Origin of the sequence: Sphingomonas sp. (genome assembly GCF_023266535.1) — a bacterium.
Classification (GTDB): Bacteria; Pseudomonadota; Alphaproteobacteria; order Sphingomonadales; family Sphingomonadaceae; genus Sphingomicrobium.
This window is the reverse complement of sequence record NZ_JAHFPY010000009.1, coordinates 25,163-47,514: the sequence shown is the minus strand read 5'-3', so window position 1 is coordinate 47,514 and position 22,352 is coordinate 25,163. Positions and strand designations below refer to the sequence as shown.

Here is a 22,352-nt window from a genome sequence, read left to right as displayed (position 1 = left end):
AGGCCGATGACGATCGAAATCAGGACGATGACATATTCGAACATCTGCATGGCGGCCCCCGCGTTCGATCAGCGAGCGTAGCAGCATTTCTCCACCGCGACCGCAATCATCTGGTCAAGGTCGGGGAGCCGGATTTGAACGCTTGGGCAAAGTTGGAACGGGCAGGGGGCTAATTGGCCAGCATTCTCCTTCGACCCATTGCGGTCATTGTGGCGGCTGGTCAGATTATTTCAATTATCGAAACAGTGTCAGTCAAACGACGCCTATTCACTCGCATATAGGTGCGATCTAAATTGGCAAGCGGCGCAATTGGGCGTCAAATCGGTTCAATTTTGAGGTGCAGCTATGAGTGCCTTACAGAACACCGCCGAAATCCGCGCAAACCGTCGCTCGGAAGCCGCTGACCCTATCTTTGTGATGGCGCGGTTCCTCAGCAAATGGGGAGCGAGGCTTTTGGCGCCCCCCAATAATCATCAGCCAGGTTAGGCACCAGCCGATAGCGGGCTCCATCAGTCCGCGGCCGACTGCTCTGTGCCGCCGGTTGCGGCCCGAAATCAGCGATCGAGTTCTTGCCGTTATTGGGATTCCCTTTCCTTCTGCCGAGTTGCGTCCGAGACCAGTTGGTCATGGCCGCTTTTGTCGCTGAAGAAGGATGCCGCCATCAGGCCGCAGCCCAACACGACCGAAATGAAGACGCCGCCCAGGGTGGCGATGACCAGGTGAAGGTCAAGTCCGACGGTCAGTCCCAGGTACAGGATCGCTCCGCCGGCCATCAGCACGGCTATGAAGACGATCCAGTGGGCCATCCGCCAAAACTCTCCAAGCGCTTTTTCACGGTTGTTCATAGTTGGGGGCACCTCAACTGAATTGGACGTTGCTGACGTCGATGGAAACCATCAGCAGATCGAGGATTGGCTGGCCGTCGGCGCCGCGGGCATAGGCCCGGCGACGGGAGGGCAGGCGGATGCCGCCCGCCACGATCGGATCGGACACAAGCTGGGCAGCGCCGAAGCCGCCGGCGATGTCGACTTGATAGTCGTGGCGGCGAAGCAACCGATCTTCGCCGAAATAGAAATGCTGCACCCGGCTGTGGGTCTCCACACTCTCAGGGAAGGTGGCGCGGAGCACGCGCCAGGTTTCGGCTCCCTCCAGCCACGGCTCGACCTCTTCGACTTCAACGCCGTCACCGGCCAGCAGAAAGGGGGTCTTGAAATAGGTGGAGAGCGCCTCGCCGCTGAAATATGCCAGATGCAGCGGGTCCCACGGCGTGTTCATCTGGTGCCCGGCGAACGCCTCGCGGGGATTTGTCCGTTCGGCGAGGATGGCGCCGTCTGGCTGCTCGACCGCCACTCTTTCGGGGGTGAACAGCACTCGCGGGCCATCGCCCCCAATCGGAGCGATCACGGCGCGCTGCTCGTGAAGCCAAACCGTCAGCTGTCGGCGTCCGGCCAGCGGCACGCCCTTGAACGCAAAGAATCCGCCTCCGCTGTCGATTTCGGCCTCGACCTTTTCGAAGCCGTTCCAGCGATTGAGGCCGCCATGGGCCTCGATTGCCTGGCCAAGGAGTGGATTGCGGTGGGTCATTGTGGTTCTCGCGGATGGAAAAAGGGGCGGGCGCGGGCGGACCAGGGGGCAAGGTCCGGCCCGCGCCCATTCGCTCAGCGGAGCGGGCGGAAGGCCGCGCGCAGTTCCTGAGCGAAGATCCTCGGCTGTTCCCAGGCGGCGAAGTGACCGCCTTTTTCGGCCTGATGATAATAGATCAGGTTGGGATAGGCCAGTTTGGCCCAGCTGAGCGGCGCCTGATATTGCTCGCCGGGGAAGACGCTGACCGCGACCGGGATCTTGACGCCCTTCGGGTTGAAGAAGCCGCCCTTATACTCCCAGTAGAGCCGCGACGCCGACACGCCGGTATTGGTCAGCCAATAGAGCGTGATGTTGTCGAGGACCTCGTCGCGGGTGAGCTCGCCGGTGCCGCTGTAGTGGCGATTGAGCGCCTCGCTCACCGCCGCTGCAGGCTGGCCGCCACCGTCACCATGATCGAGCATGTAGGCAGCGAGGCCAACGGGTGAGTCCGCCAGCCCGTAGAGGGTCTGGGGCCGGTTCGCCATTAGCTGGTAGATGCCGATATGCCGGTAAGTGTAGGCGAGCCCGTCATAGGCGCGCTTCTCATCCGCCGACAGGCCGGCCGGGGCTGGAGTGCCGGTAAAGGCGGCCTGGTCGACGTTGGCCGGGACCACGCCTGGCATGTTGGTGTGGATGCCGAGCAGACCTTCCGGCGCCTGTACGCCCATATAATCAACCACGAACGCACCCCAGTCGCCGCCCTGGGCTACATAATGTTTGTAGCCGAGCCGTTTCATCAGCACGTCCCAGGCTTTGGCCATATGCTCCGGGCCCCAGCCGGTGGTGGTCGGCTTGCCCGAGAAACCATAGCCCGGCATCGACGGGATGATGACGTCGAAGCTGTCCTCGGCCTTACCGCCATAGGCGACCGGGTCGGTCAGCGGGCCGATCAGCTTGATCTGTTCCAGGATCGAACCCGGCCAGCCATGGTTGATGACCAGCGGCAGCGCGTTGGGGTTCTTCGACTTCACATGGATGAAATGAATGTCGACGCCGTCGATGTTGGTGACATATTGCGGGTAGCTGTTGAGCTTCTCCTCCGCGGCACGCCAGTCATATTGCGTCGCCCAATAACGGGCGAGCTCCTTCATCGTTGCCAGGGGCACGCCCTGCGACGTGTCGGTGACGGTTTCCTGTTCCGGCCACTGGGTCGCGACGATCCGGCGACGCAGATCGTTGATCGCCTTCTGCGAGAAATGGATTTTCGGGAATGGACGGATGGATTCGTCCTGGGCCGGCCGCTCGAGCGCGGCGGGCGCCGCATCGGTCGCGGCCAGCGCCGTGCCGGGCACGAAACCGAGGATCGCCCCGGCAAATGCGCTCGCGTTCAACAGTGTCCGCCGAGCGCGACGGACAGTCTGGATAGTCATCGAATTTGCTCCTGTTCCGATGACTCGCCACCATGGCGCTTGCATCGGGTTGCTATTGTCCGATGACTTGGTGTCGACCGATTGGCGGTTGAATAGCTTTGCGTCGGAAGACATTATTCCGGTTCGCGCAATAATCTCCCAAGGAGCCTGATTGGGAGTAACGTCCTCTTTTCGCCCAAAGCGGTCGTTAGCCACCCCCATTTGCCCCGCGCCTCATCGTTCCCCATATGGTCTCGATGCCGATTCAAATCCGCACCAGCCTCGCCGAGCCCGAGACTGGCGAGACGTTCGTCCCGCACCGCCCGGCGCGGCCGGACAAGGCCGAGGGCGGCAAGCGTTTCGAGCTGAAGTCCGATTATTCGCCGTCGGGCGACCAGCCGGCCGCGATCAAGGAACTGGTTGAGGGCATTTCGGACAATGGCGAAGTCAGCCAGGTGCTGCTCGGCGTCACTGGCTCCGGCAAGACCTACACCATGGCGCAGGTCATCCAGGCGACCCAGCGCCCGGCGCTGGTGCTGGCGCCCAACAAGATCCTCGCCGCCCAGCTCTACGGCGAGTTCAAGAATTTCTTCCCCGACAATGCGGTCGAATATTTCGTCAGCTACTACGATTATTACCAGCCCGAGGCCTATGTGCCGCGGTCCGACACCTACATCGAGAAGGAAAGCTCGGTGAACGAGGCGATCGACCGCATGCGCCATTCGGCAACCCGGTCGCTGCTGGAGCGCGACGACGTGATCATCGTCGCCTCGGTCAGCTGCCTCTACGGCATCGGCTCGGTCGAGACCTATTCGGCGATGATCTTCGACCTGAAGAAGGGCGAGAGCGTCGACCAGCGCGAGATCATCCGCAAGCTGGTCGCGCTGCAGTATAAGCGCAACGACCAGGCCTTCGCCCGCGGCAATTTCCGCGTGAAGGGCGACAATCTCGAAATTTTTCCGTCGCACTATGAGGACAGCGCCTGGCGGATCAGCTTCTTCGGCGACGAGCTGGAGGAGATCACCGAGTTCGATCCGCTGACCGGCAAGAAGACCGCCAGCCTCGACAGCGTCCGGGTGTTCGCCAATTCGCACTATGTAACGCCGGGGCCGACGCTCAAGCAGGCGATGGAGGCGATCAAGCTTGAGCTCGTGGAACGGCTCAAGGAACTGACCGCCGAGGGGCGGCTGCTCGAAGCGCAGCGGCTCGAGCAGCGGACCAATTTCGACCTCGAGATGATCGCCGCCACCGGCAGCTGCGCCGGCATCGAGAATTACTCGCGCTTCCTCACCGGCCGGCTGCCGGGCGAGCCGCCGCCGACCCTGTTCGAATATCTCCCCGACAATGCCTTGCTGTTCGTCGACGAAAGCCACCAGACGGTACCGCAGATCGGGGCGATGGCGCGCGGCGACCATCGGAGGAAGATTACCCTCGCGGAGTACGGATTCAGGCTGCCGAGCTGCATCGACAACCGCCCGCTACGCTTCAACGAATGGGACGCGATGCGCCCGCAATCGGTGTTCGTCTCGGCAACGCCCGGCCCGTGGGAAATGAACGAGACCGGCGGGGTGTTTTCGGAGCAGGTGATCCGCCCAACCGGCCTGATCGACCCGCCGGTCGAGATCAAGCCGGTCGAGGACCAGGTCGACGACCTCGTCCACGAAGCCAAGGAGACGGCGAGGCTGGGCTATCGCACTTTGGTCACCACGCTGACCAAGCGGATGGCCGAGGATCTGACCGAATATCTGCACGAGGCGGGGCTCAAGGTCCGCTACATGCACAGCGACGTCGAAACGCTGGAGCGCATCGAGCTAATCCGCGACCTGCGGCTCGGTGTTTATGACGTGCTGGTCGGCATCAACCTGCTGCGCGAAGGGCTCGACATCCCCGAATGCGGGCTGGTCGCGATCCTCGATGCCGACAAGGAAGGCTTCCTCCGCTCCGAGACCTCGCTGATCCAGACCATCGGCCGCGCCGCGCGCAACATCGACGGGCGGGTCATCCTCTACGCCGATACCGTCACCGGATCGATGGAGCGCGCGCTCAAGGAGACCGGCCGCAGGCGCGAAAAGCAGGTCGAGTATAATGAGGCGCACGGCATCACGCCGGCCTCGATCAAGAGCCACATCAACGACATTATGAGCGACGTGACGCTGCGCGACGGCGTGCTGGTCGAGACCGGCGACGAGGAGCGGCCGCACCTCGTCGGCCACAACCTCCGCGCCTACATCGGCGACCTGGAGGAGCGGATGCTCAAGGCCGCCGCCGACCTCGAGTTCGAAGAGGCTGCGCGGCTGCGCGACGAAATCCGCCGGCTGGAGGAGGACGAACTCGGCATTCCCGATCCCGACCGCGTCGCGCCGCGCCCTTCCGGCAACGCCACGCAGGGCAAGCCCGGTACGCGCCGCACCGGCTTCGGCAAGACGCAGCGCAGGTGGGGCGGCGGTCGGCGCTAGGAGCTAAGTGACCCAGTCACTGCACAATTGCTAACTCTTAAACGATCGCGCGTGTGATACGCCGACCAAATGAGAGCGGCTATTCAAACAACCCTGCAGCTTTTGCCCGGCACCCGTAAGGTGCGGCCATGACCCAGTTCGGCGCACCCTTTGACAATTCGCAGAATGTCCTTTATAAAGGACAGGCTATCGAAGTTCGGATGACCGAGCTTTTTGAGCGTTGGCTTATGCGGTTGCGTGATCGTGATGGCCGCGCCCGGATGCTCAATCAGATTCGCAAGCTCGGTGACGGCAATTTCGGTAGTGCCAAATCGGTGGGCGATGGCGTCCACGAGTTGCGGATGAATTTCGGGCCGGGCTACCGTGCCTATTTCGTCAATCGCGACGGTCGCCTGATCCTGCTGCTTTGCGGTGGTGACAAGTCGAGCCAGCAGCGCGACATTGAGCTGGCGAAGCGAATGGCGAAAGAAATCGATGGCAATCAGGACGAAGCCTTTTGACCCTGCGGATTTTCTCCAGACGGAAGAGGATATCATCGCCTACCTCGACGCGGCCATGGAGGACAACGATCCGGTATTCATTGCGCGTGCGCTTGGCGACGTGGCTCGATCCAAGGGCATGAGCGACATTGCCCGGAAGGCCAAGGTTGGCCGGCAGGCGCTGTACAATGCGCTGTCCGAGAACGGAAATCCGACACTCGAAACCTTGGTCGGCGTCCTCAAGGCCCTGGGGCTACAACTGACCGTGCAGAAGCGCGCCGCCTGATTGGGGCGCGTTCAGGCTCGCGCAACCCGAAGCCGCGCAATGTGTTTCATCTGAAAATTCCACAACGGAAGCGCCGCGAACGCGGCGCAAAATTTATGCGAATGAAGCTTGTCCTGATTGTTGGCGCGGCGGCGATGCTGGCCACCACCCCGCTTGCCGCCCAAAGCCCGCACGGCGACGAACCGGTCGCGGTGCCGCGCGCGATCAAGCAGGGCATCGACTTCGTCTATGTCGACCCGCAGATGTCGAGCGTCGCGCGGCGCAAGCAACGCCCGCAGAATTGGCTGTCGCGCCTGTTCAACCCGGGCGCCAGCCGCAGCGGCGCGCCCAACCCGATGTTCGACCAGCTGGCGCGCGGGTTGCAGCAATATCAGGCGAGCTGGGGCCGGCTGCCGCAAACCAGGATCCCGGCCGGGGCGGCATTGAAGCGCGGCTCGACCGGCAAGCGCGTCCAGCTGCTCCGCACCCGGCTGGGGCTCTACCCCGACGGTGGCTATGACGAGCAGCTGGCGCAGGCCGTGTCGTCCTACCAGTCGGTGCACGGGCTCGGCACGCCCGACGGGATCGCCGGCAAGGCGACCATCGCCTCGTTGAACCGCGGATCGACCTACTATGCGCGGCGGATCGCGATCAACATGGAGCGGGCCTATCGCCTGCCGGCGCAGCGCGCGTTCGACCGCTATGTGGTGGTCGATAGCGGCGCGGCCGAAGTCTATTTCTTCAACCGCGACCGCATGGCCGACAAGATGCGGGTGGTAGTCGGCGCGCCCCAGACCAAGACGCCGATGATGGCGGTGCTGATGCGCAACGCGCGGGTCGATCCTTACTGGAACGTGCCGCCCGAACTGGTGAAGAGCCTGACCGCCAGGAAGGTCGGCGAGATGGGTCTCTCCTACTTCAAGGACTTCCACTACGAAGTGCTGTCCGATTGGGGCCCCAACGCGCGGATCATCGATCCCAAGACGGTCAACTGGAAGGGTATTGCCTCGGGCAAGGTCAAGCCGACGATCCATGTCCGCCAGCTGCCGGGCCCGTGGAATTCGATGCGCAACATGAAGTTCGAAATGCCCAATGATTTCGGCATCTATCTGCACGATACGCCGCATGACGAGCTGTTCGTCCAGGACGGGCGGCACCTCAGCAACGGCTGCGTCCGGCTGGAGGATTACAAGCGCTTCGCCGGCTGGGTGTTCGGCTATGTCCCGCAGTCGCAGACCGGGCTGGAGGCGAAGGTCGACCTGCCGCGGCCGGTACCGGTCTATATGACCTATCTGACCGTCGCGGCGAGCCCCAATGGCGTGACCTTCCGCCCGGATCCTTACGGCTTCGACGCGCTGGCGATGCCGCAGATGTTCGGCGGCACCGCGGTCGGCTAAGGGCTTAGCGCAGCACCCCGGCCTTCTGCTGGCGATGCGCGTAGTAATAGAACAGACCGGTCGCGATGATGATCGCCGCCGACATCATCGCCATGCCACTGGGGTCGTCCATCGGCGGCGGCGCGGGCGGCGCTCCGAACGTCTGATAGCCGAGGCTGATCACCGCACCCAGGAACGACAACCCCAGCGCGGGGACCGCCCAGCGATGCCGGATCAACAGCAGGACCGCGCCGATCAGCCCTGTCCACACGCCCAACCCCCAGAAGAATTGCGCATAGAGCGGGAAAGCCTCGATCCAGTCCAGCATGGCTTGCGGGTCGCCGCCGCCTTGCGCCAGCCATTCCATGTTGTGCATCCGGGTCATTGTATAGTCGGTGCAGGCGAAGCCGTTCAAAAGCAGCGCCAATATGCCGACCGCCCATAAATGCCAGGGCGCCTTTGCGGTTTGAGCGTCATTCATGATGCAAACCCCCTCCATGTGCCGGCAATTGCCGCTGCCCCGGGGAACCTCACGCGGGCGCACCGCCAGCGGAGCGCATCAGCCGCCATTTGCCGGTCTCTGTCAATCGCTGAACCCTCGCCGCCCCGGCAATGCCGCGGCTGCCGCAAATCGGGTCATGTAACGCAAACCCAGCGGCGGGAACCTTTCATCGAAACCGGCATCCAATCGAGCGACGGTTGGCCGGACAGGCGGCTGGCCACAAGCACTTGGAAGGAATGTCATGATGATGCGTCGATTTGGCTTGATTGGTGCTGCGGCACTTCTCGCCGCCGCAGGAGCAGCTCCATTACTGGCCGGTAGCGGTCCCAGCGACGCCGAGATCGCGCACATCGCCTATACCGCCGGAGCGCTTGACGTCACCGCGGCCAAGCAGGCGCTGGCCAAGTCGCACAATGCGGCGGTGCGGTCGTTCGCCGAGGTCATGGTCCGCGACCATGAAGCAGTGAACGGACAGGCGCTGGCGCTGGTCAAGAAACTAGGCGTGACGCCGGTCGACAATGCGACCAGTCAGGCGCTGGCAAAACAGGCCTCGGCCACGCTCGATCGGCTGGACAAGCTCAACGGAGCCGCATTCGACCGCGCCTATGTGCAGAATGAGGCTGCCTATCATCAGGCGGTCAACGGCGCGCTGAGATCGACCCTGATTCCATCGGCCGACAATGGCGAATTGAAATCGCTGTTGGAAACCGGCCTGACCCTGTTCGGCGAGCATCAGATGCATGCCGAACAGCTCGCAAGGAAGCTGTAAGGGGCGATGCGGGTACGTACCCCGATTATCGCCCTCGCGGTGTTGTTGCTGTCATCGCCCCCGGCAGTGGCAGCACCGCAAACCCCAACACCGCAAACTCATGTCGTGGTAATCGACAAGATGAAGTTCGGAACCGTGCCGGCCTCGGTCCGCATTGGAGACCGCATTTTGTGGGTCAACAAGGACCTGTTCCGCCACACTGCAACGGCGAAGGACGGCAGCTTTGATGTCGACCTAGCGCCGGGAGCGAGGGCGACGAGCATCGTCCGAAAGGCTGGCGCATTGTTGGTCAATTGCCGCTATCATCCCGCCATGCGCGCGACCTTGAAGGTTTCGGCCTGATGGCAGCCCGTCCCGACATTGCGCTGGCGGTCCTCGGCGACGTTGATCTCGCCCGGCTTTGCGTGGCGCGCGATGCCGCTGCGCTGCGCCATGTCGTCACGGCCAATAACCAGCGGCTGTTTCGGGCGGCATGGAGTATCCTCAAGGATCGCGGTGAAGCCGAGGAGGCGGTCCAGGCGGCCTACCTCAAGGCGTTCGCCAAGATCGGCGAGTTCGCCGGCCGCTCGGCGCTGTCGACCTGGCTCACCCGGATCGCGATCAACGAGGCGCTCGGGCGACTCAGGGCAACCCGCCGCCGGAACGCGAAGTTCAAGGCGGATGGGGTGGCCGTGCTGGAGGCCTATCGGGAAACGCTGATGCGCGGGTCGGAGCCGGTCGCGCCAGACGCGGCCATGGCGCGGGAACAGCTGCGACAAATGATTGAGCGGGCAGTGGCAGGCCTGCCCATCGCATTCCGTTCCGTGTTCGTATTGCGCGAGGTCGAGGGGCTTGGCGTCGAGGAGACGGCCGAGGCGCTCGACATTCCGGCGGCAACGGTCAAGACGCGATTGCTCCGGGCCCGGAGCAAATTGCGGGAAGCACTGGCGCCGGACGTCCGGACCGCGCTCGACGGAGCGTTCCCATTCGCCGGCATGGATTGCGAGCGCATGACCGAGCGCGTCCTGGCGGCGCTTTTGGACCCTAACAAACGATAGCTACTTGCCTCGGCCCCGGGCGGGCTAGGAGGAGTCATGTCCGGCCACAGCCTGCGATTGATCCTCGGCAGCCTCGGCGTCGTGATCGTCATTTTCTTCCTCGCTTAAGCGGCGGGAGCGCCGGCAGGCGCCGGCAGGCGCCGGACTTATCGGCGGATTGGTTTGCTCGCTGCCCGATTACTACGCGGCACCGTCTCAGATTGGTGAGCGCCGCAAGCGCTGGACTAAGTAGGGGGGAAGAGCCTGTCCCATGGGATGGCATTGAGTACGGCAACCAGCCCGCCAATCAATGCCCCCACAACAGCACCGCCTCCGGCAAAAAGCGCAAGCTTGAGACGCATTCCGTCGATCTTGTCGCCTTGGGTTTTTACATCCTCGACCAGTCGTTCCACCTTCGCAGTCAGCACTCCAAGAGACTTTTGCATCTCAATCACTGCTGTCAGCGTATGGAGTCCGTAATCGGCACCATGTTGCGGCGGCGGAACATCGGGTAGATACCTAGGCGGAGTATCATGTTCCGGTGGGCCGGTTCGCGCCTTACTCATTGGACTCACCCGCGAATGACGCCGAGAGCCAATTCCAAAATTCTATTTTGGAATAACCGTAGTAATCTGCGCTTAGGCGGCAGACAAACAGGCTGCGCTTGAGGCCCGTGGCCTCTGAGAGTCGCAGCGTCAAAGCCTTCGCGCTTACATCCGGCGCTTGAACGATAAACGTCCTCTCGTTCCATTGCCTGCTGCCCGGAAATAGCTTTTCGATCTCGGAAGCGGTTGGCGTGATATCAGTCGAATAGACAATTACGTAGGTGGCCATGGCCGCTATGTAGTCGCCGAGTGGGACGATGTCATCGGGCTACTTGGGCCTTGCCGCAAGGCGGCTACTTTTGGCCTTGTGCGGCTTGTGCGGTGTCGCCAGCATCACCTTAAGCGTCGCTTCGGCTCGGCGCTTGGTTTCATCGTCGGAGTAAGTTTCGGTGCCCTTATCCGCAATTGTCATGCAGCACTCGCTCCTGATCCAGCTCGACAAACACCCGCAAGAGCGGGACTTAATCGGCAAGCTTATTCTGGCCTATGGCGAGCTGGAGTTCATGCTCCTGGACATGGTTCGCGCCACGTTGGGCGAGAATCACGATGAAGATCCAAACACTACCGTCACAGCAGTCCGAATTCTCTACCGGCTTCGCAGCGAAGCCAATCGCCTAAGCGTGGCTGACGCGATCATTCGTCCGAAGATGGCCGCGCATGACCTCCTGAAGCCATACTGCGAAGCCTTTCAGGCCATCTTTGCCTGCAAGAATATTCGCAATCGATACGCCCACGGGCAGTTCGTCAGTATCAAAGGCCACCTTCGGATTGGCGACCTTGATGCTGTCGCAAAAACGACCGGCCCAGAAGTTCAAATCAACTTTCAACTTCTGACGCTGGAGCATCTAAAGAAGGAATTCGAATACTTCGCCTATGCGGAACACACACTCATACACGCAACCAACCAGCTTAGGCTGAAGACAGGCCAAAAGCTTCCTCTCGGAGCGGTGATTCCAAAGCCTCAAAAAATACCAGCACCGAAGCTCGGTAATCGTCCAAAGGTACGCTCTCCCCAAGGGAAGAAGAAAGCGTAGAGGCCGCCTCGATCAAGGCAGCCCCCATGTCGCTGGCCTGCCCTAATTGGTTATGAGGCATGAGCCCTGCTCACTCAAGTACATGATTGTCTACAACTAACCAAATGGGTACATATTGCGCGACTCGGTCGAACCGGAGGAGCGCGCGATGGATGTGGACGAGCTGATCGATGAGTTGATCGAGCGCGAGGCTGGTTATGTGAACCATCCCGCCGACAAGGGCGGGCCGACCCGCTACGGCATTACCGAAGCGGTGGCGCGGGCGCATGGCTATGCCGGTGCAATGGCCGAGCTGTCGCGCGACGAGGCAGCGGCGATCTACCGCCGGCTCTACTGGCTGCGCCCGCGGTTCGACCAGGTTGCCAGGCGGGCGCCGCGGGTCGCCGCCGAGCTGTTCGACACCGGAGCCAATATGGGCCCGGCGGTCGCGGCCACCTTCCTCCAGCGCGCGCTGACCGCGCTCAACCGGGGCGGCAAGGATTATCCGGATTTGACGCCCGACGGACGCGTCGGCCCGGCGACCATCGCCGCGCTTGATGCATTCCTCACAGCTCGAGGGAAAAGCGGCGGCGAGACGGTGTTGTTGCGTGCGCTCGAAGCGCTGCAAGGCGAGCGCTACCTCCGCCTGGCCGAGAAGCGCCCGGCCAATGAGGCATTTCTCTATGGTTGGCTGGCGAACCGTATAGGTGAATTCAATTCGGATTGATGAACCGATAAATTCACAGAATTGGCGCCTGCCTCCATGAAATTAGCGAATCTAAGGAGCAAATGAATGGCTTTACTCGAAGCGATCGTCGGGCCGATCTCCAAGCTGCTCGACAAGATCATTCCCGACCCTGAGGCGCGCGACCGCGCCAAGCTCGAGCTGATCAAGCTGCAGGGCGACCAGGAAATGCAGGCGATCGGCGTGCAGATGCAGGCGATCGTCGCCGAGGCGCAGTCGTCCGATCCCTGGACCAGCCGCGCCCGGCCGAGCTTCCTTTATGTCATGTACACGCTGATCCTGTGGGCCATCCCGATGGGTCTGATCGCCGCGGTCGACCCCAAGCTGGCGCTGGGCATCGGCAATGGCATGACCAGCTATCTGCGCGGCCTGCCGGAGGAACTCTACATGCTCTTCGGCACCGGCTATCTCGGCTACACCGCGGCGCGGACCTGGGGTAAGGCGAAGGGAGTGGAAAGGTAAGCGCAGGGGGCAGACGCATGAAACCGGAACGGCTGAATGCCTTTACTGACGGCATCATGGCGGTGGCGATCACCATCATCGTGCTGGAATTGCCCATCCCCGCACGGCCGGGCCTCAAAGCGCTTATCCCGGAGTTGCCGTTACTTGGCCTTTACGCGCTCGCCTTCACCAAGGTCGGCATCTACTGGACCAATCACCATCACATGCTGCAGGCGGTCAAGAAGGTCGACGGCCGCGTCCTGCTGATGAACCTGCTGCTGCTGTTCTGGCTGAGCCTGATCCCGTTCGTGATCCGCTGGGTCGGGCAGGCCGGAATCACCCGTGACACGGTGGTCGCGTTCGGGACGATCATGCTGCTGTCCGCCCTGTCCTATGCGCTTCTCAAGCGCGCCCTGGTCCGCTGCGAAGGCGAGGATTCCCGTGTCGCGAAGGTAACCGGCCGCGACCTCAAGGGCCGCTTCAGCCTGATCGCTTATGCCGTCGCGCTGGTTGTTGCATTCATCACGCCGCTGGCCGCCATCTTGATCTATGTCGCCGTGTCGCTGATGTGGCTGATCCCGGACAAGAGGTTCGAGGCATTGGAATAGGGGACATCGATGAAGCCCGAACGACTGGCGGCCTTCACCGACGGCGTCATCGCCATCATCATCACCATCATGGTGCTGGAGCTGCCGACGCCGCACGGCACCGATCTCACCGCCCTGAAGCCGGTGCTGCCGCTGCTCGGCGCCTACCTCCTCGCCTTCATCAATGTCGGCATCTACTGGTCGAACCACCACCACATGCTGCAGGCCGCAAAGAAGGTCGACGGCCGCGTGCTCTGGGCCAATAACGCGATGCTGTTCGTGCTGTCGCTGGTCCCGTTCCTGATCCGCTGGATGGGGGAGGAGGGGATCCATCCGCTGCCGGTGGCGCTTTATGGCGTCGTGTTGGTGCTGGCGGCGATCGGCTATGTGCTTTTGGAACGCGCCCTGATCGCCGTCGAAGGAGAGGGATCGAAGCTCAAGGCGGCGGTCGGGTCGCGCCGCAAGGAATGGGTTAGCGTGAGCGGGTATCTGCTTGGCGCGGCGCTGGCCTTCATCTCGCCCTGGATTTCAGTCGCACTGTATGTCGCCGTGACATCGCTGTGGTTCGTTCCGGACAGCCGGATCGAGAGGCAGGCGAAAGGCCGCGGGGAGCTCTAGGCGCCCCGCGGCCCGCTTGGCTCAAGCCAGTTTCGCCGGCTTGAGCAGGTCGGAGAAGCCGACGCGGTGCAGCATGTCGCTGCGCATCCGGTCGAGAACAGTGAAGCCGACATCGGCGCCATCCTGGGTGGGGTCGTAATGAACCCGGAACGGGCGCGTGCCGAACTCCATGTCGATCAGGTCGACGATGCGGTCCGCGACGCCCTGCGGATCGGCATCCTCGGGGACGATCTCGGCAAACGCCTTCTGCACTTGAGCGCTGAAGCTGGCGTAGGGCCCGCTTTCCTCATATTCGGCCAGCCGCGTCGCATCAGCCGGGGCGCCGGAATGAGCAAAATGATTGGTCCCCTTGGTGAAGGCGCCGGGAACGACGATTGAGGTCTCGATGCCCCAGCGGGCGAGCTCGCGGGCATATTGCACCGCCAGTGCGTCCATTGCCGCCTTAGCCGCGAAATAGGGCGACAAATAGGGTGGCGTTCCACCGGCCGAGCTGCTGCTCGAGATCCACAACAACAGCCCCTGCTTTTGCGCGCGCATATGCGGCAGGGCGGCGCGGTTGACGCGCTGCGTGCCGAGCACGTTGACGTCATACTGCTGGGCGAACTGCTCGGGAGTGAAAGCCTCGGCCGGGCCGAACATCATATGGCCGGCGTTGTGGATCAGCACGTCAATCCGGCCGCTCTCGGTGATGATGGCGTCGACGGCCTGGTTGGCTGATTCCTCGGATTGAACATCGAGCTCGATCGGTCGGATATCGGTTCCCCCAATCCTGGCGAGGCCGGCGGCGTTGTTGGCGTTGCGGCCGGCGACGTCGCGCATCGAGGCGTAGACGGTGTGGCCGGCGCGGCCGAGTGCCTCGGCGGTCATCCGGCCGAAGCCGCTGGATGCGCCGGTGATGAGAATGATCTTCTTCGACATGGGAAATTCCTTTGATGGTGTGTGGTCGAGGGTCAGATGATCCCGCCATTGGCGCGGAGGACCTGGCCGTTGATCCAGCTGCCGTCGGGTCCGGCGAGGAAGGCGACCGCATTGGCGATGTCTTCCGGTCGGCCGAGCCGCTCCAGCGGCGCAGCCTTGGCGAGGTTGTCGATCACTTCCTGCGGCTTGCCGTCGAGGAACAGGGCGGTGGCGGTCGGTCCTGGCGCGATGGCGTTGACCGTGATGTTGCGGCCGCGCAGCTCCTTGGTCAGCACATGGGTCATGGCTTCGACCCCCGCTTTGGTGGCGGCGTAGACGCCATAGGTGGCAGGGCGGAGCCCGACGACGCTCGACGACAGGTTGATAATCCGGCCGCCTCCGCGCAGCCGCTTGGCCGCCTCGCGGAGCGTGTTGAACACGCCCTTGAGGTTGATCGCGACCTGACTGTCGAAGATCGCGTCGTCGCTGTCGGCGATTGACGCGAGCCTCATGATCCCGGCGTTGTTGACGATAACGTCGACGCCGCCGAACGCGGCCTCGGCCGCATCGAACATGCGCCCAACCGCCGCTGCGTCGCTGACGTCCGCCTGCGCCGGGATCGCCTTGCCTCCGTTGGCCTCGATCTTGGCGACGAGTGACTCGGCTTCTGCGGCACTGCCGGCGAAATTGACGACGACCGTGAAGCCGTCGCTCGCCAGGCGCTCGGCGATGGCGGCGCCGATGCCGTGTGATGCGCCGGTGACGATGGCGACCTTGTTGCTGTCCTTGCTCATTCTGTCCTCCTTTGAGCTGGCTCCGATGAGCCGATGGAATGCAGATGCGCGCTTTCACCTCAAAGATAATCAGGCTAGAAACAGCAACACTGTTCGGTAAATTGGAATAACAGGCATGGACCGGCTCGACGCGATGCGGCTCTTCACTCGGATTGTTGACCGGCGGAGCTTCACCCAGGCCGCGCACGACCTTGACATTCCGCGCTCAACAGCGACCCAAGTCATCAGGCAGCTTGAGGAGCGGCTCCGGGTTCGCCTGTTGCAGCGCACGACCCGGACGGTTCGCCCGACATTAGACGGTGAAGCCTACTATCGCCGCTGCCTGGCAATCCTCGACGATGTCGAAGACGCGGAAGGCGCGTTCCGCGGGACTGCTCCCAAGGGCCAGCTCAGGATCGAAGTGCAAGGCACGCTCGCGCGGCATTTCCTGATGCCCGCGATCCCCAAATTTCTTGCTGACTATCCAGACATCACCGTCGCAATGAGCGAAAGCGAGCGGTGGGTGGATGTGATTCAGGAAGGCGTCGATTGCGTGCTGCGCTACGGCGCTTTGCCCGATAGCGACCTGGTGGCCCGGCGGGTGACGATGCTCGATCGCATCACGGTGGCAGCGCCGGACTATCTCAATCGCTTCGGTCGTCCCAGCTCGCCGGATGATCTAGCCAAGCACCACGCCGTCGGCTTGAGGTCGATTACAACCGGCGCACTTCGCTCTTTCGAGTTCGTCGAGAATGGCGGCATCCGGAACGTCCAAATGGATGGGCCGCTATCGGTCACCGGCACCGAAAGCTTCCGCGACGGCGTCTTGCTTGGACTCGGGCTGGCGCAAATGCCCATATTCCATATTGCGGCCGATCTGGCGGCCGGTCGACTGGCGCGAGTTCTTGCCGACTATCCAGTACCCTCGGCTCCGGTTTCCGTCCTTTATCCGCGCAACCGGCAACTGTCGCCAAGGGTCCGCCTGTTCATCGATTGGGCCGTGCAACAGTTCACGGCTCCAGACCGCGCCTAGTTGCACGGGCTGCAATCCCTTCCCACATCCGCTCGAAACCCGAGCGGGAGCTTAAGTTGGAACAATATCATGGCACCACCATCCTGGGGGTGAAGAAGGACGGCAAGACCGTCGTTGCGGGCGATGGCCAGGTCAGCCTGGGCAATACGGTGATCAAGCCCAATGCCAAGAAGGTGCGGCGGCTGGGCGACGGCAGCGTGATCGGCGGCTTCGCCGGCGCCACCGCCGACGCCTTCACCCTGTTCGAGCGGCTGGAGAAGAAGCTGGAGGCGCATCGCGGCCAGCTGCTCCGCGCCGCGGTCGAGCTGGCCAAGGATTGGCGGACCGACAAATATCTCCGCAACCTCGAAGCGATGATGATCGTCGCCGACAAGGACACGCTGCTGATCCTGACCGGCAACGGTGACGTGCTGGAGCCGGAAGGCGGCATCGCTGCGATCGGATCGGGCGGCAATTATGCGCTCGCCGCGGCGCGGGCACTGACCGAATATGAGCAGGACCCGGAGAAGCTGGCGCGCCGCGCGATGGCCATCGCCGCCGAGGTGTGCGTGTTCACCAACGACCAGTTGACCATCGAGAGCATCAGCGAATGAACGATGCCCTGACACCCAAGGCAATCGTCGCCGCCCTCGACGAGCATATCGTCGGGCAGCATGACGCGAAGAAAGCCGTGGCGGTCGCCTTGCGCAACCGCTGGCGGCGGCAGCGCCTGTCGCCCGAGCTGCGCGACGAGGTCACACCCAAGAATATCCTGATGATCGGGCCGACCGGGGTCGGCAAGACCGAGATCAGTCGCCGGCTGGCGAAGCTGGCCGATGCGCCGTTCGTCAAGGTCGAGGCGACCAAGTTCACCGAGGTCGGCTATGTCGGCCGCGACGTCGAGCAGATCGCCCGCGACCTGGTCGAGGAGGCGGTGAGGCTGGAGCGCGAGCGGCGCCGCGACAAGGTCCGCGAAACTTCGGAGAGTGCGGCGATGGACCGGCTGCTCGATGCGCTGACCGGCAAGGGCTCGTCGGAAGCGACCCGCGCCAGCTTCCGCGCACGTTTTGCCGACGGTAGCCTCGACAATGCCGAGGTTGAGATCGAAGTCGCCGAGGCGCCCGCCATGCCGTTCGAAATCCCAGGCAACGGCGGCGCCATGGCGTTCAACCTGTCCGAGATGATGTCCAAGGCGATGGGCGGCCCTCCGAAGAAGAAGCGCAAGCTCAAGGTCCGCGATGCCTTCACCAAGCTGGTCGAGGAGGAGGCCGACAAGCGCGTCGACCAGGACGACGTCACCCGCGTTGCGCTGACCGACGCCGAGGCCAACGGGATCGTCTTCCTCGACGAGATCGACAAGATCGCGGTCAGCGACGTGCGCGGCGGCTCGGTCAGCCGCGAAGGCGTGCAGCGCGACCTTCTGCCGCTGATCGAGGGCACCACGGTCGCGACCAAATATGGGCCGATCAAGACCGACCATATCTTGTTCATCGCCTCCGGCGCCTTCCACGTCGCCAAGCCCGCCGACCTGCTCCCCGAGCTTCAGGGCCGCCTGCCGATCCGGGTGGAATTGAGTGCGCTCAGCGAAGAGGATTTCGTCCGCATCCTGTCGGCCACGCGGGCCAGCCTGACCGAGCAGTATCGCGCCCTGCTGGCGACCGAGGAGGTCACCATCGACTTCACCGACGATGGCATCGCCGCGCTGGCGCGGATTGCCGCCGAAGTGAACGACGCACTCGAGAATATCGGCGCTCGCCGCCTACAAACGGTGATGGAGCGGCTGGTCGAGGACATCAGCTTCACCGCCGAGGATCGCAAGGGCGAGACGCTGGTCATCGACGCCGCCTTCGTCGAGCAGCAACTCGCCGGAATTGCGAAGAATGCCGACCTCAGCCGTTACGTCCTCTGATCGGCCGGCCGGTAGTAGGCGACCAATCCCTGGACGAACGGCGACCACAGCGGCGCCTTGACCCCGGCGAGGCGGAGGCGGCTGGCGGCCCATTGGTTGCAAGTGTGGAAGGCGTTGGCCTTGCCGTTGCCGTGGTAGAAGGCGTCACGCGGCCCATAACCGGGATGGTCGATCCGGACCGGCTTGCCGTTGGCATCGAAAATAAACCCCTCGCGGATCGCGGCCCACAGCCGGCGATATTGCTCGGGCGTCAGGCGGATGGCGCGGGCAGCGAACGTCGGGTCTTCGACCCACTCGACATGCATCACCTGCTCGCCGCCGGTCAGCGCGACCGCGGCGGTCCTAACGCTGAGATCGCCCCAGGTCGGGGTTTCGAGATAGACCCGGCGCTCGCCGGCGCCGAACGCAATCCATTGCGCATCGGCCGGGACATTGGCCATGTCGGATTTGGGCACCAATGGCCGCCAGTCGAGGCCCTGGACGCTGGCGGGCACGACCAGGTCGGCGTGGACGCCGTTGTCGGCGATATAGATGGTGATGCCACGGTCGGGTTCGCGCCAGCCGGAATTGACCGGGACCAGGGCGCCGACCAGCGCAGCGACGATATAAGTCAGTGGAACAGCCAGGATCGCCAGGGCGATGCGGGCGGTCCAGCGATATTTGCGGGAGCGGCGGCGGGTCATTTGATCTTCAAATATCGGCCATCCCCCGGATGGTCGATATTTGAAGATGGTCGGGGCGACTGGATTCGAACCAGCGACCCCCACACCCCCAGTGTGATGCGCTACCAGGCTGCGCTACGCCCCGACCGGCCGCGCCCCATGGGACGCGGGAGCGGCGCATCTAGGGCGATGAGCATCGCTTGGCAAGGCGGGCTCCCTTGGCAAGTCGGGCTGGGGCGTGATAGGCGGCGCGCCACTTCCTGCGCTTGGGGCACATCAAGCGCGCACCAGAAGAAGAGTTTCCCCGGCCAATGACCAATCCCATGCTTCTCGCTGCCGCCGCCGCGCCGTCAGGGACGGCATTCCTGTTTTCCAACATCGCGCCGCTGCTGCTCGTTTTCGTCATCTTCTGGTTCCTGCTGTTCCGTCCGCAGCAGAAGCGGATGAAGGAGCATCAGGCGAGGATCGCGGCGGTCAAGAAGGGCGACCGGGTGGTCACCGGCGGCGGGCTGATCGGCAGGGTCACCAAGGTCGGCGACACGGAAGTGGAAATCGAAATCGCCCAAAACGTCCGGGTCCAGGCCTTGAAGTCGACGTTGAGCCAGGTCGTCGATCCGACCGCCACGCCCGCCAACGACTAAGGGACCGATTCCAAAATGTTCGATTTCCCCCGTTGGAAGGTCTGGGCGGTCAGCCTCACCATTCTCGTCGGCATTTTGCTGGCGATCCCGAGCCTGCTCCCCAAGGAGCAGGTCGAGCGCTGGCCGGGCTGGGTACCGAGCGCGCGCATCAACCTTGGTCTCGACATCGCCGGCGGCAGCCAGTTGCTGCTCGAAGCGGATATCGCCGACGCGGCCAAATCGCGGCTGCAGGCCAAGGAAGAGGAAGTCACGACCGAGCTGCGCCGGGGCGAGCCGAAAATCGCCATCGGCGATGTCTCGACCTCGGGCGGCAAGCTGAGCTTCGTCGTCCGCGATCCGACCCAGCTGGACGCCGCATTCGAGCGCATGCGGACGCTGAGCCAGCCGCAGGGCCTGACCGGCACGCGCGACTGGGACGTCAGCACGATGGACGGCAACCGCATCGTCCTGACCCCGACCGCGTCCGGCTCCAAGCAGGCGCTGAAGGATTCGCTGACCGTGGCGCGCGACGTCGTCCGGCGCCGGATCGACCCGGGCGGAACCAAGGAAATCACCGTCATCAACCAGGGCGACCGGCGCATTTTCGTGCAGGTCCCGGGCGTCGAGGACCCCGAGGCGCTAAAGCAGCTGATCGGCCAGACCGCGCGGCTCGAGTTCAAGCTGGTCGCCGCACAGCAGCCCGATGCGTCAGGACGTCCCGCACGGGGCACGCAGGTCCTGCCAATGGCCGACGGCAGCGGCGCGGTCGCGGTTGAGCGCCGGGTGATCGTGTCGGGGGAGCAGCTGGTCCGGGCCAAGCAGGGCTTTGACCAGGACGGCCGCCCGGCGATCGATTTCACCTTCAATGCCGCCGGGGCACGCCGGTTCGGGCGCGTGACGCAAGAGAATATCGGCAAGCCCTTCGCCATCATCCTAGACAACAAGGTGCTGTCGGCGCCGACCATCCAGACGCCGATTCTCGGCGGCCAAGGCCAGATCACCGGCGGCAATTTCACGGTCCAGAGCGCCAACCAGCTGGCGATCAACCTGTCGTCGGGCAAGCTGCCAGTAACGCTGAACGTGGTCGAGGAGCGGACCGTCAGCGCCGAGCTTGGCCGGGATTCGATCCAGGCCGGCACCATCGCTTCGATCTTCGCCACGCTGGCGGTGATCGGGCTGATGGTCATCACCTATGGCCGGTTCGGCATCTATGCATCGTTGGCTCTGATCGTGAATGCATTCATGATCCTCGGCATCATGGCGGTGTTCAACGCCACGCTGACCCTGCCGGGCATCGCCGGCTTCGTGCTGACGATCGGCGCGGCGGTCGACGCCAACGTGCTGATCAACGAACGCATCCGCGAGGAATTGAGACGAGGCAGGCGGGTGCTCGACGCGCTGGAGACGGGCTACAAGGAAGCCTCGACCGCGATCTTCGACGCCAATATCACCAACACCATTGCCGCCGCCCTGATGATGTATTTCGGTTCCGGCCCGATCCGCGGATTCGCGGTCGTGCTGCTGATCGGCATCATCACCTCGGTGTTCACGGCGGTGAATTTCACCCGGATGCTGGTTTCGCTGTGGGTCAAGTCCAAGCGCCCGCGCGCGATCAACATCTAACGGGAATGAACCCATGAAACTGCTCAAGCTCGTTCCCGACAATACCAACATCGACTTCATGAAGTGGCGCAACTTCGCCCTCATCGTGTCGATCATCGCCACCGTCGGCAGCCTGGTGCTGGTCGGCGTGCGCGGCCTCAACCTCGGCATCGACTTCGTCGGCGGCCAGGTCGTGCGGGCGACCTTCGCCAAGCCGGTCAATATCGAGGACCTCCGCGGCAAGGTCGCCACCCTCAACGTCGGTGAGGCCAGCATCCAGGAATTCGGCGACAACAAGACCTACCAGATTCGCCTGCCCAAGCCGGAGGGACCGGAAGCAGCCGCCAACCAGGTGGTGACCAAGGTCCGCGCGGCGATCATCCAGGACTATCCCGGCGTTCAGATCACCGCGGGCGAATCGGTTTCCGGCAAGGTCAGTGGCGAACTGGCGTGGGACGGCGCGCTGGCGATTGCCTTCGCCATGTTGGGCATCGCCATCTACATCTGGTTCCGGTTCGAATGGCAGTTCGGCGTCGGGGCGCTGGTCACCCTGTTCCACGACGTGTCGATGGTGCTCGGCTTTTTTGCCGTCACCCAGTTGCAGGTCGACCTCAACATCGTCGCCGCGTTCCTCGCCATCGTCGGCTATTCGCTGAACGATACGGTCGTGATCTACGACCGCATCCGCGAGAATTTGCGCAAGTATCGCAAGATGGAAATCGTCGCGTTGCTCAACTTCTCGCTAAACGAAACGCTGTCGCGAACGATCGTTACATCGCTGTCGATCATGCTGGCGCTGGCGGTCTTGCTGGTGCTCGGCCCGGACATCTTGTTCGGCCTGACCATCGCCATCCTGCTCGGCACCTTCATCGGTACCTATTCGTCGATCTACATCTCCTCGCCGGCACTGGTCTGGATGGGCCTCAAGCCCGACAGCTTCCTCAGAACCGAAGAGGAAGAGGATAAAACGGTCGCGAAGCCGGCTTGAGCGTTCAGGGGAGCGAAAGGCCGCTTGGACTTGTGTGCAGCCCGC

The 22,352-nt window shown here is 63.3% G+C and carries 28 protein-coding genes and 1 tRNA gene; 18 read left to right on the top strand and 11 right to left on the bottom strand.

The genetic code is table 11. The annotated features are described in order from the left end of the window. Positions 1-575: 575 nt before the first annotated feature. From Q0C64_RS02510 to Q0C64_RS02500, 3 genes are all read right to left on the bottom strand, one after another. Positions 576-845, bottom strand: coding sequence for a hypothetical protein (locus Q0C64_RS02510; protein WP_294120593.1), 270 nt, complete (start codon positions 843-845; stop codon positions 576-578). A 13-nt stretch (positions 846-858) separates the two neighbouring features. After that, entirely contained in the window at positions 859-1,584 is a 726-nt protein-coding gene (locus Q0C64_RS02505) for a hypothetical protein (RefSeq protein WP_294120591.1), read from the bottom strand. Positions 1,585-1,658: 74 nt separating this feature from the next. After that, on the bottom strand, positions 1,659-2,993 hold the full coding sequence (locus tag Q0C64_RS02500) for an epoxide hydrolase family protein (protein WP_294120590.1): 1,335 nt from the start codon (positions 2,991-2,993) through the stop codon (positions 1,659-1,661). A gap of 236 nt (positions 2,994-3,229) precedes the next feature. Between Q0C64_RS02500 and uvrB the strand changes: the two genes are divergently transcribed. The 4 genes from uvrB (at position 3,230) to Q0C64_RS02480 (ending at position 7,569) form a co-directional block, all read left to right on the top strand. Then, the gene (gene uvrB / locus Q0C64_RS02495; RefSeq protein WP_294120589.1) at positions 3,230-5,428 is read left to right on the top strand and encodes an excinuclease ABC subunit UvrB; all 2,199 of its coding nucleotides are present in this window, start codon (positions 3,230-3,232) and stop codon (positions 5,426-5,428) included. Between the two features lie 128 nt (positions 5,429-5,556). After that, positions 5,557-5,928 carry a type II toxin-antitoxin system RelE/ParE family toxin gene (locus Q0C64_RS02490; RefSeq protein ID WP_294120588.1) on the top strand — a complete coding sequence of 124 codons (372 nt, stop codon included), beginning with the start codon at positions 5,557-5,559 and terminating at the stop codon, positions 5,926-5,928. Next, positions 5,903-6,193, top strand: coding sequence for an addiction module antidote protein (locus Q0C64_RS02485; RefSeq protein ID WP_294120587.1), 291 nt, complete (start codon positions 5,903-5,905; stop codon positions 6,191-6,193). Before Q0C64_RS02490 ends, Q0C64_RS02485 begins: the two co-directional genes overlap by 26 nt. Positions 6,194-6,288: 95 nt before the next feature. After that, the gene (locus tag Q0C64_RS02480) at positions 6,289-7,569 is read left to right on the top strand and encodes a L,D-transpeptidase family protein (RefSeq protein WP_294120585.1); all 1,281 of its coding nucleotides are present in this window, start codon (positions 6,289-6,291) and stop codon (positions 7,567-7,569) included. Between the two features lie 4 nt (positions 7,570-7,573). On the opposite strand, the gene Q0C64_RS02475 is transcribed toward Q0C64_RS02480, so the two are convergent. Next, the gene (locus Q0C64_RS02475) at positions 7,574-8,029 is read right to left on the bottom strand and encodes a hypothetical protein (protein WP_294120584.1); all 456 of its coding nucleotides are present in this window, start codon (positions 8,027-8,029) and stop codon (positions 7,574-7,576) included. A gap of 265 nt (positions 8,030-8,294) precedes the next feature. Between Q0C64_RS02475 and Q0C64_RS02470 the strand changes: the two genes are divergently transcribed. The 3 genes from Q0C64_RS02470 to Q0C64_RS02460 are packed head-to-tail and all read left to right on the top strand — an operon-like array spanning position 8,295 to position 9,856. Beyond that, positions 8,295-8,819, top strand: a complete 525-nt coding sequence (locus Q0C64_RS02470; RefSeq protein ID WP_294120583.1) for a DUF4142 domain-containing protein — start codon at positions 8,295-8,297, stop codon at positions 8,817-8,819. A gap of 6 nt (positions 8,820-8,825) precedes the next feature. Next, a complete protein-coding gene (locus Q0C64_RS02465; RefSeq protein ID WP_294120581.1) occupies positions 8,826-9,161 on the top strand; it encodes a hypothetical protein in 336 nt (111 codons plus the stop codon). Then, complete coding sequence (locus tag Q0C64_RS02460; RefSeq protein ID WP_294120580.1) at positions 9,161-9,856, top strand: RNA polymerase sigma factor; 696 nt, start codon at positions 9,161-9,163, stop codon at positions 9,854-9,856. The genes Q0C64_RS02465 and Q0C64_RS02460 overlap by 1 nt, the downstream gene beginning before the upstream one ends. 224 nt (positions 9,857-10,080) lie before the next feature. On the opposite strand, the gene Q0C64_RS02455 is transcribed toward Q0C64_RS02460, so the two are convergent. From Q0C64_RS02455 to Q0C64_RS02445, 3 genes are all read right to left on the bottom strand, one after another. After that, positions 10,081-10,248, bottom strand: coding sequence for a hypothetical protein (locus Q0C64_RS02455; protein ID WP_294120578.1), 168 nt, complete (start codon positions 10,246-10,248; stop codon positions 10,081-10,083). A 145-nt stretch (positions 10,249-10,393) separates the two neighbouring features. Then, the gene (locus tag Q0C64_RS02450) at positions 10,394-10,669 is read right to left on the bottom strand and encodes a hypothetical protein (RefSeq protein WP_294120576.1); all 276 of its coding nucleotides are present in this window, start codon (positions 10,667-10,669) and stop codon (positions 10,394-10,396) included. Positions 10,670-10,708: 39 nt separating this feature from the next. Further along, a complete protein-coding gene (locus tag Q0C64_RS02445) occupies positions 10,709-10,852 on the bottom strand; it encodes a hypothetical protein (RefSeq protein ID WP_294120574.1) in 144 nt (47 codons plus the stop codon). Here Q0C64_RS02445 and Q0C64_RS02440 point away from each other — a divergent pair. From Q0C64_RS02440 to Q0C64_RS02420, 5 genes are all read left to right on the top strand, one after another. Beyond that, a complete protein-coding gene (locus tag Q0C64_RS02440) occupies positions 10,851-11,474 on the top strand; it encodes a hypothetical protein (protein WP_294120572.1) in 624 nt (207 codons plus the stop codon). The two genes, Q0C64_RS02445 and Q0C64_RS02440, sit on opposite strands and share 2 nt — an antisense overlap. A 148-nt stretch (positions 11,475-11,622) precedes the next feature. After that, positions 11,623-12,180, top strand: coding sequence for a glycosyl hydrolase 108 family protein (locus Q0C64_RS02435; protein WP_294120595.1), 558 nt, complete (start codon positions 11,623-11,625; stop codon positions 12,178-12,180). Positions 12,181-12,246: 66 nt separating this feature from the next. Continuing rightward, positions 12,247-12,660, top strand: coding sequence for a holin family protein (locus Q0C64_RS02430; RefSeq protein WP_294120570.1), 414 nt, complete (start codon positions 12,247-12,249; stop codon positions 12,658-12,660). A 17-nt stretch (positions 12,661-12,677) separates the two neighbouring features. Next, positions 12,678-13,247, top strand: coding sequence for a TMEM175 family protein (locus Q0C64_RS02425; RefSeq protein WP_294120568.1), 570 nt, complete (start codon positions 12,678-12,680; stop codon positions 13,245-13,247). 9 nt (positions 13,248-13,256) lie between these two features. After that, positions 13,257-13,844, top strand: coding sequence for a TMEM175 family protein (locus Q0C64_RS02420; RefSeq protein ID WP_294120566.1), 588 nt, complete (start codon positions 13,257-13,259; stop codon positions 13,842-13,844). 21 nt (positions 13,845-13,865) lie between these two features. On the opposite strand, the gene Q0C64_RS02415 is transcribed toward Q0C64_RS02420, so the two are convergent. Further along, entirely contained in the window at positions 13,866-14,762 is an 897-nt protein-coding gene (locus Q0C64_RS02415) for an SDR family oxidoreductase (protein WP_294120564.1), read from the bottom strand. A gap of 32 nt (positions 14,763-14,794) precedes the next feature. Next, positions 14,795-15,535, bottom strand: a complete 741-nt coding sequence (locus Q0C64_RS02410) for an SDR family oxidoreductase (protein ID WP_294120563.1) — start codon at positions 15,533-15,535, stop codon at positions 14,795-14,797. A gap of 115 nt (positions 15,536-15,650) precedes the next feature. Here Q0C64_RS02410 and Q0C64_RS02405 point away from each other — a divergent pair, with 115 nt between their 5' ends. The 3 genes from Q0C64_RS02405 to hslU are packed head-to-tail and all read left to right on the top strand — an operon-like array spanning position 15,651 to position 18,435. Further along, positions 15,651-16,547, top strand: a complete 897-nt coding sequence (locus Q0C64_RS02405) for a LysR family transcriptional regulator (protein ID WP_294120561.1) — start codon at positions 15,651-15,653, stop codon at positions 16,545-16,547. A gap of 56 nt (positions 16,548-16,603) precedes the next feature. Continuing rightward, positions 16,604-17,140, top strand: coding sequence for an ATP-dependent protease subunit HslV (gene hslV / locus Q0C64_RS02400; protein WP_294120559.1), 537 nt, complete (start codon positions 16,604-16,606; stop codon positions 17,138-17,140). Further along, positions 17,137-18,435 (top strand): ATP-dependent protease ATPase subunit HslU, encoded by a 1,299-nt coding sequence (hslU, locus tag Q0C64_RS02395; RefSeq protein ID WP_294120558.1) that lies wholly within the window; start codon positions 17,137-17,139, stop codon positions 18,433-18,435. Before hslV ends, hslU begins: the two co-directional genes overlap by 4 nt. Here hslU and Q0C64_RS02390 read toward each other — a convergent pair. Together Q0C64_RS02390 and Q0C64_RS02385 are read right to left on the bottom strand one after the other, a co-directional pair. Beyond that, a complete protein-coding gene (locus Q0C64_RS02390; protein ID WP_294120557.1) occupies positions 18,423-19,118 on the bottom strand; it encodes a TIGR02117 family protein in 696 nt (231 codons plus the stop codon). The genes hslU and Q0C64_RS02390 overlap by 13 nt on opposite strands. A 47-nt stretch (positions 19,119-19,165) precedes the next feature. Next, a tRNA-Pro gene (locus tag Q0C64_RS02385) sits at positions 19,166-19,242 on the bottom strand. 178 nt (positions 19,243-19,420) lie between these two features. Here Q0C64_RS02385 and yajC point away from each other — a divergent pair. From yajC to secF, 3 genes are read left to right on the top strand one after another with little or no spacing between them, the layout of a single operon-like run. Next, a complete protein-coding gene (gene yajC, locus Q0C64_RS02380; RefSeq protein ID WP_294120594.1) occupies positions 19,421-19,738 on the top strand; it encodes a preprotein translocase subunit YajC in 318 nt (105 codons plus the stop codon). A gap of 15 nt (positions 19,739-19,753) precedes the next feature. Continuing rightward, positions 19,754-21,340 carry a protein translocase subunit SecD gene (secD, locus tag Q0C64_RS02375; RefSeq protein WP_294120556.1) on the top strand — a complete coding sequence of 529 codons (1,587 nt, stop codon included), beginning with the start codon at positions 19,754-19,756 and terminating at the stop codon, positions 21,338-21,340. Positions 21,341-21,353: 13 nt separating this feature from the next. Further along, entirely contained in the window at positions 21,354-22,307 is a 954-nt protein-coding gene (secF, locus tag Q0C64_RS02370; protein WP_294120554.1) for a protein translocase subunit SecF, read from the top strand. Positions 22,308-22,352: the final 45 nt, after the last annotated feature.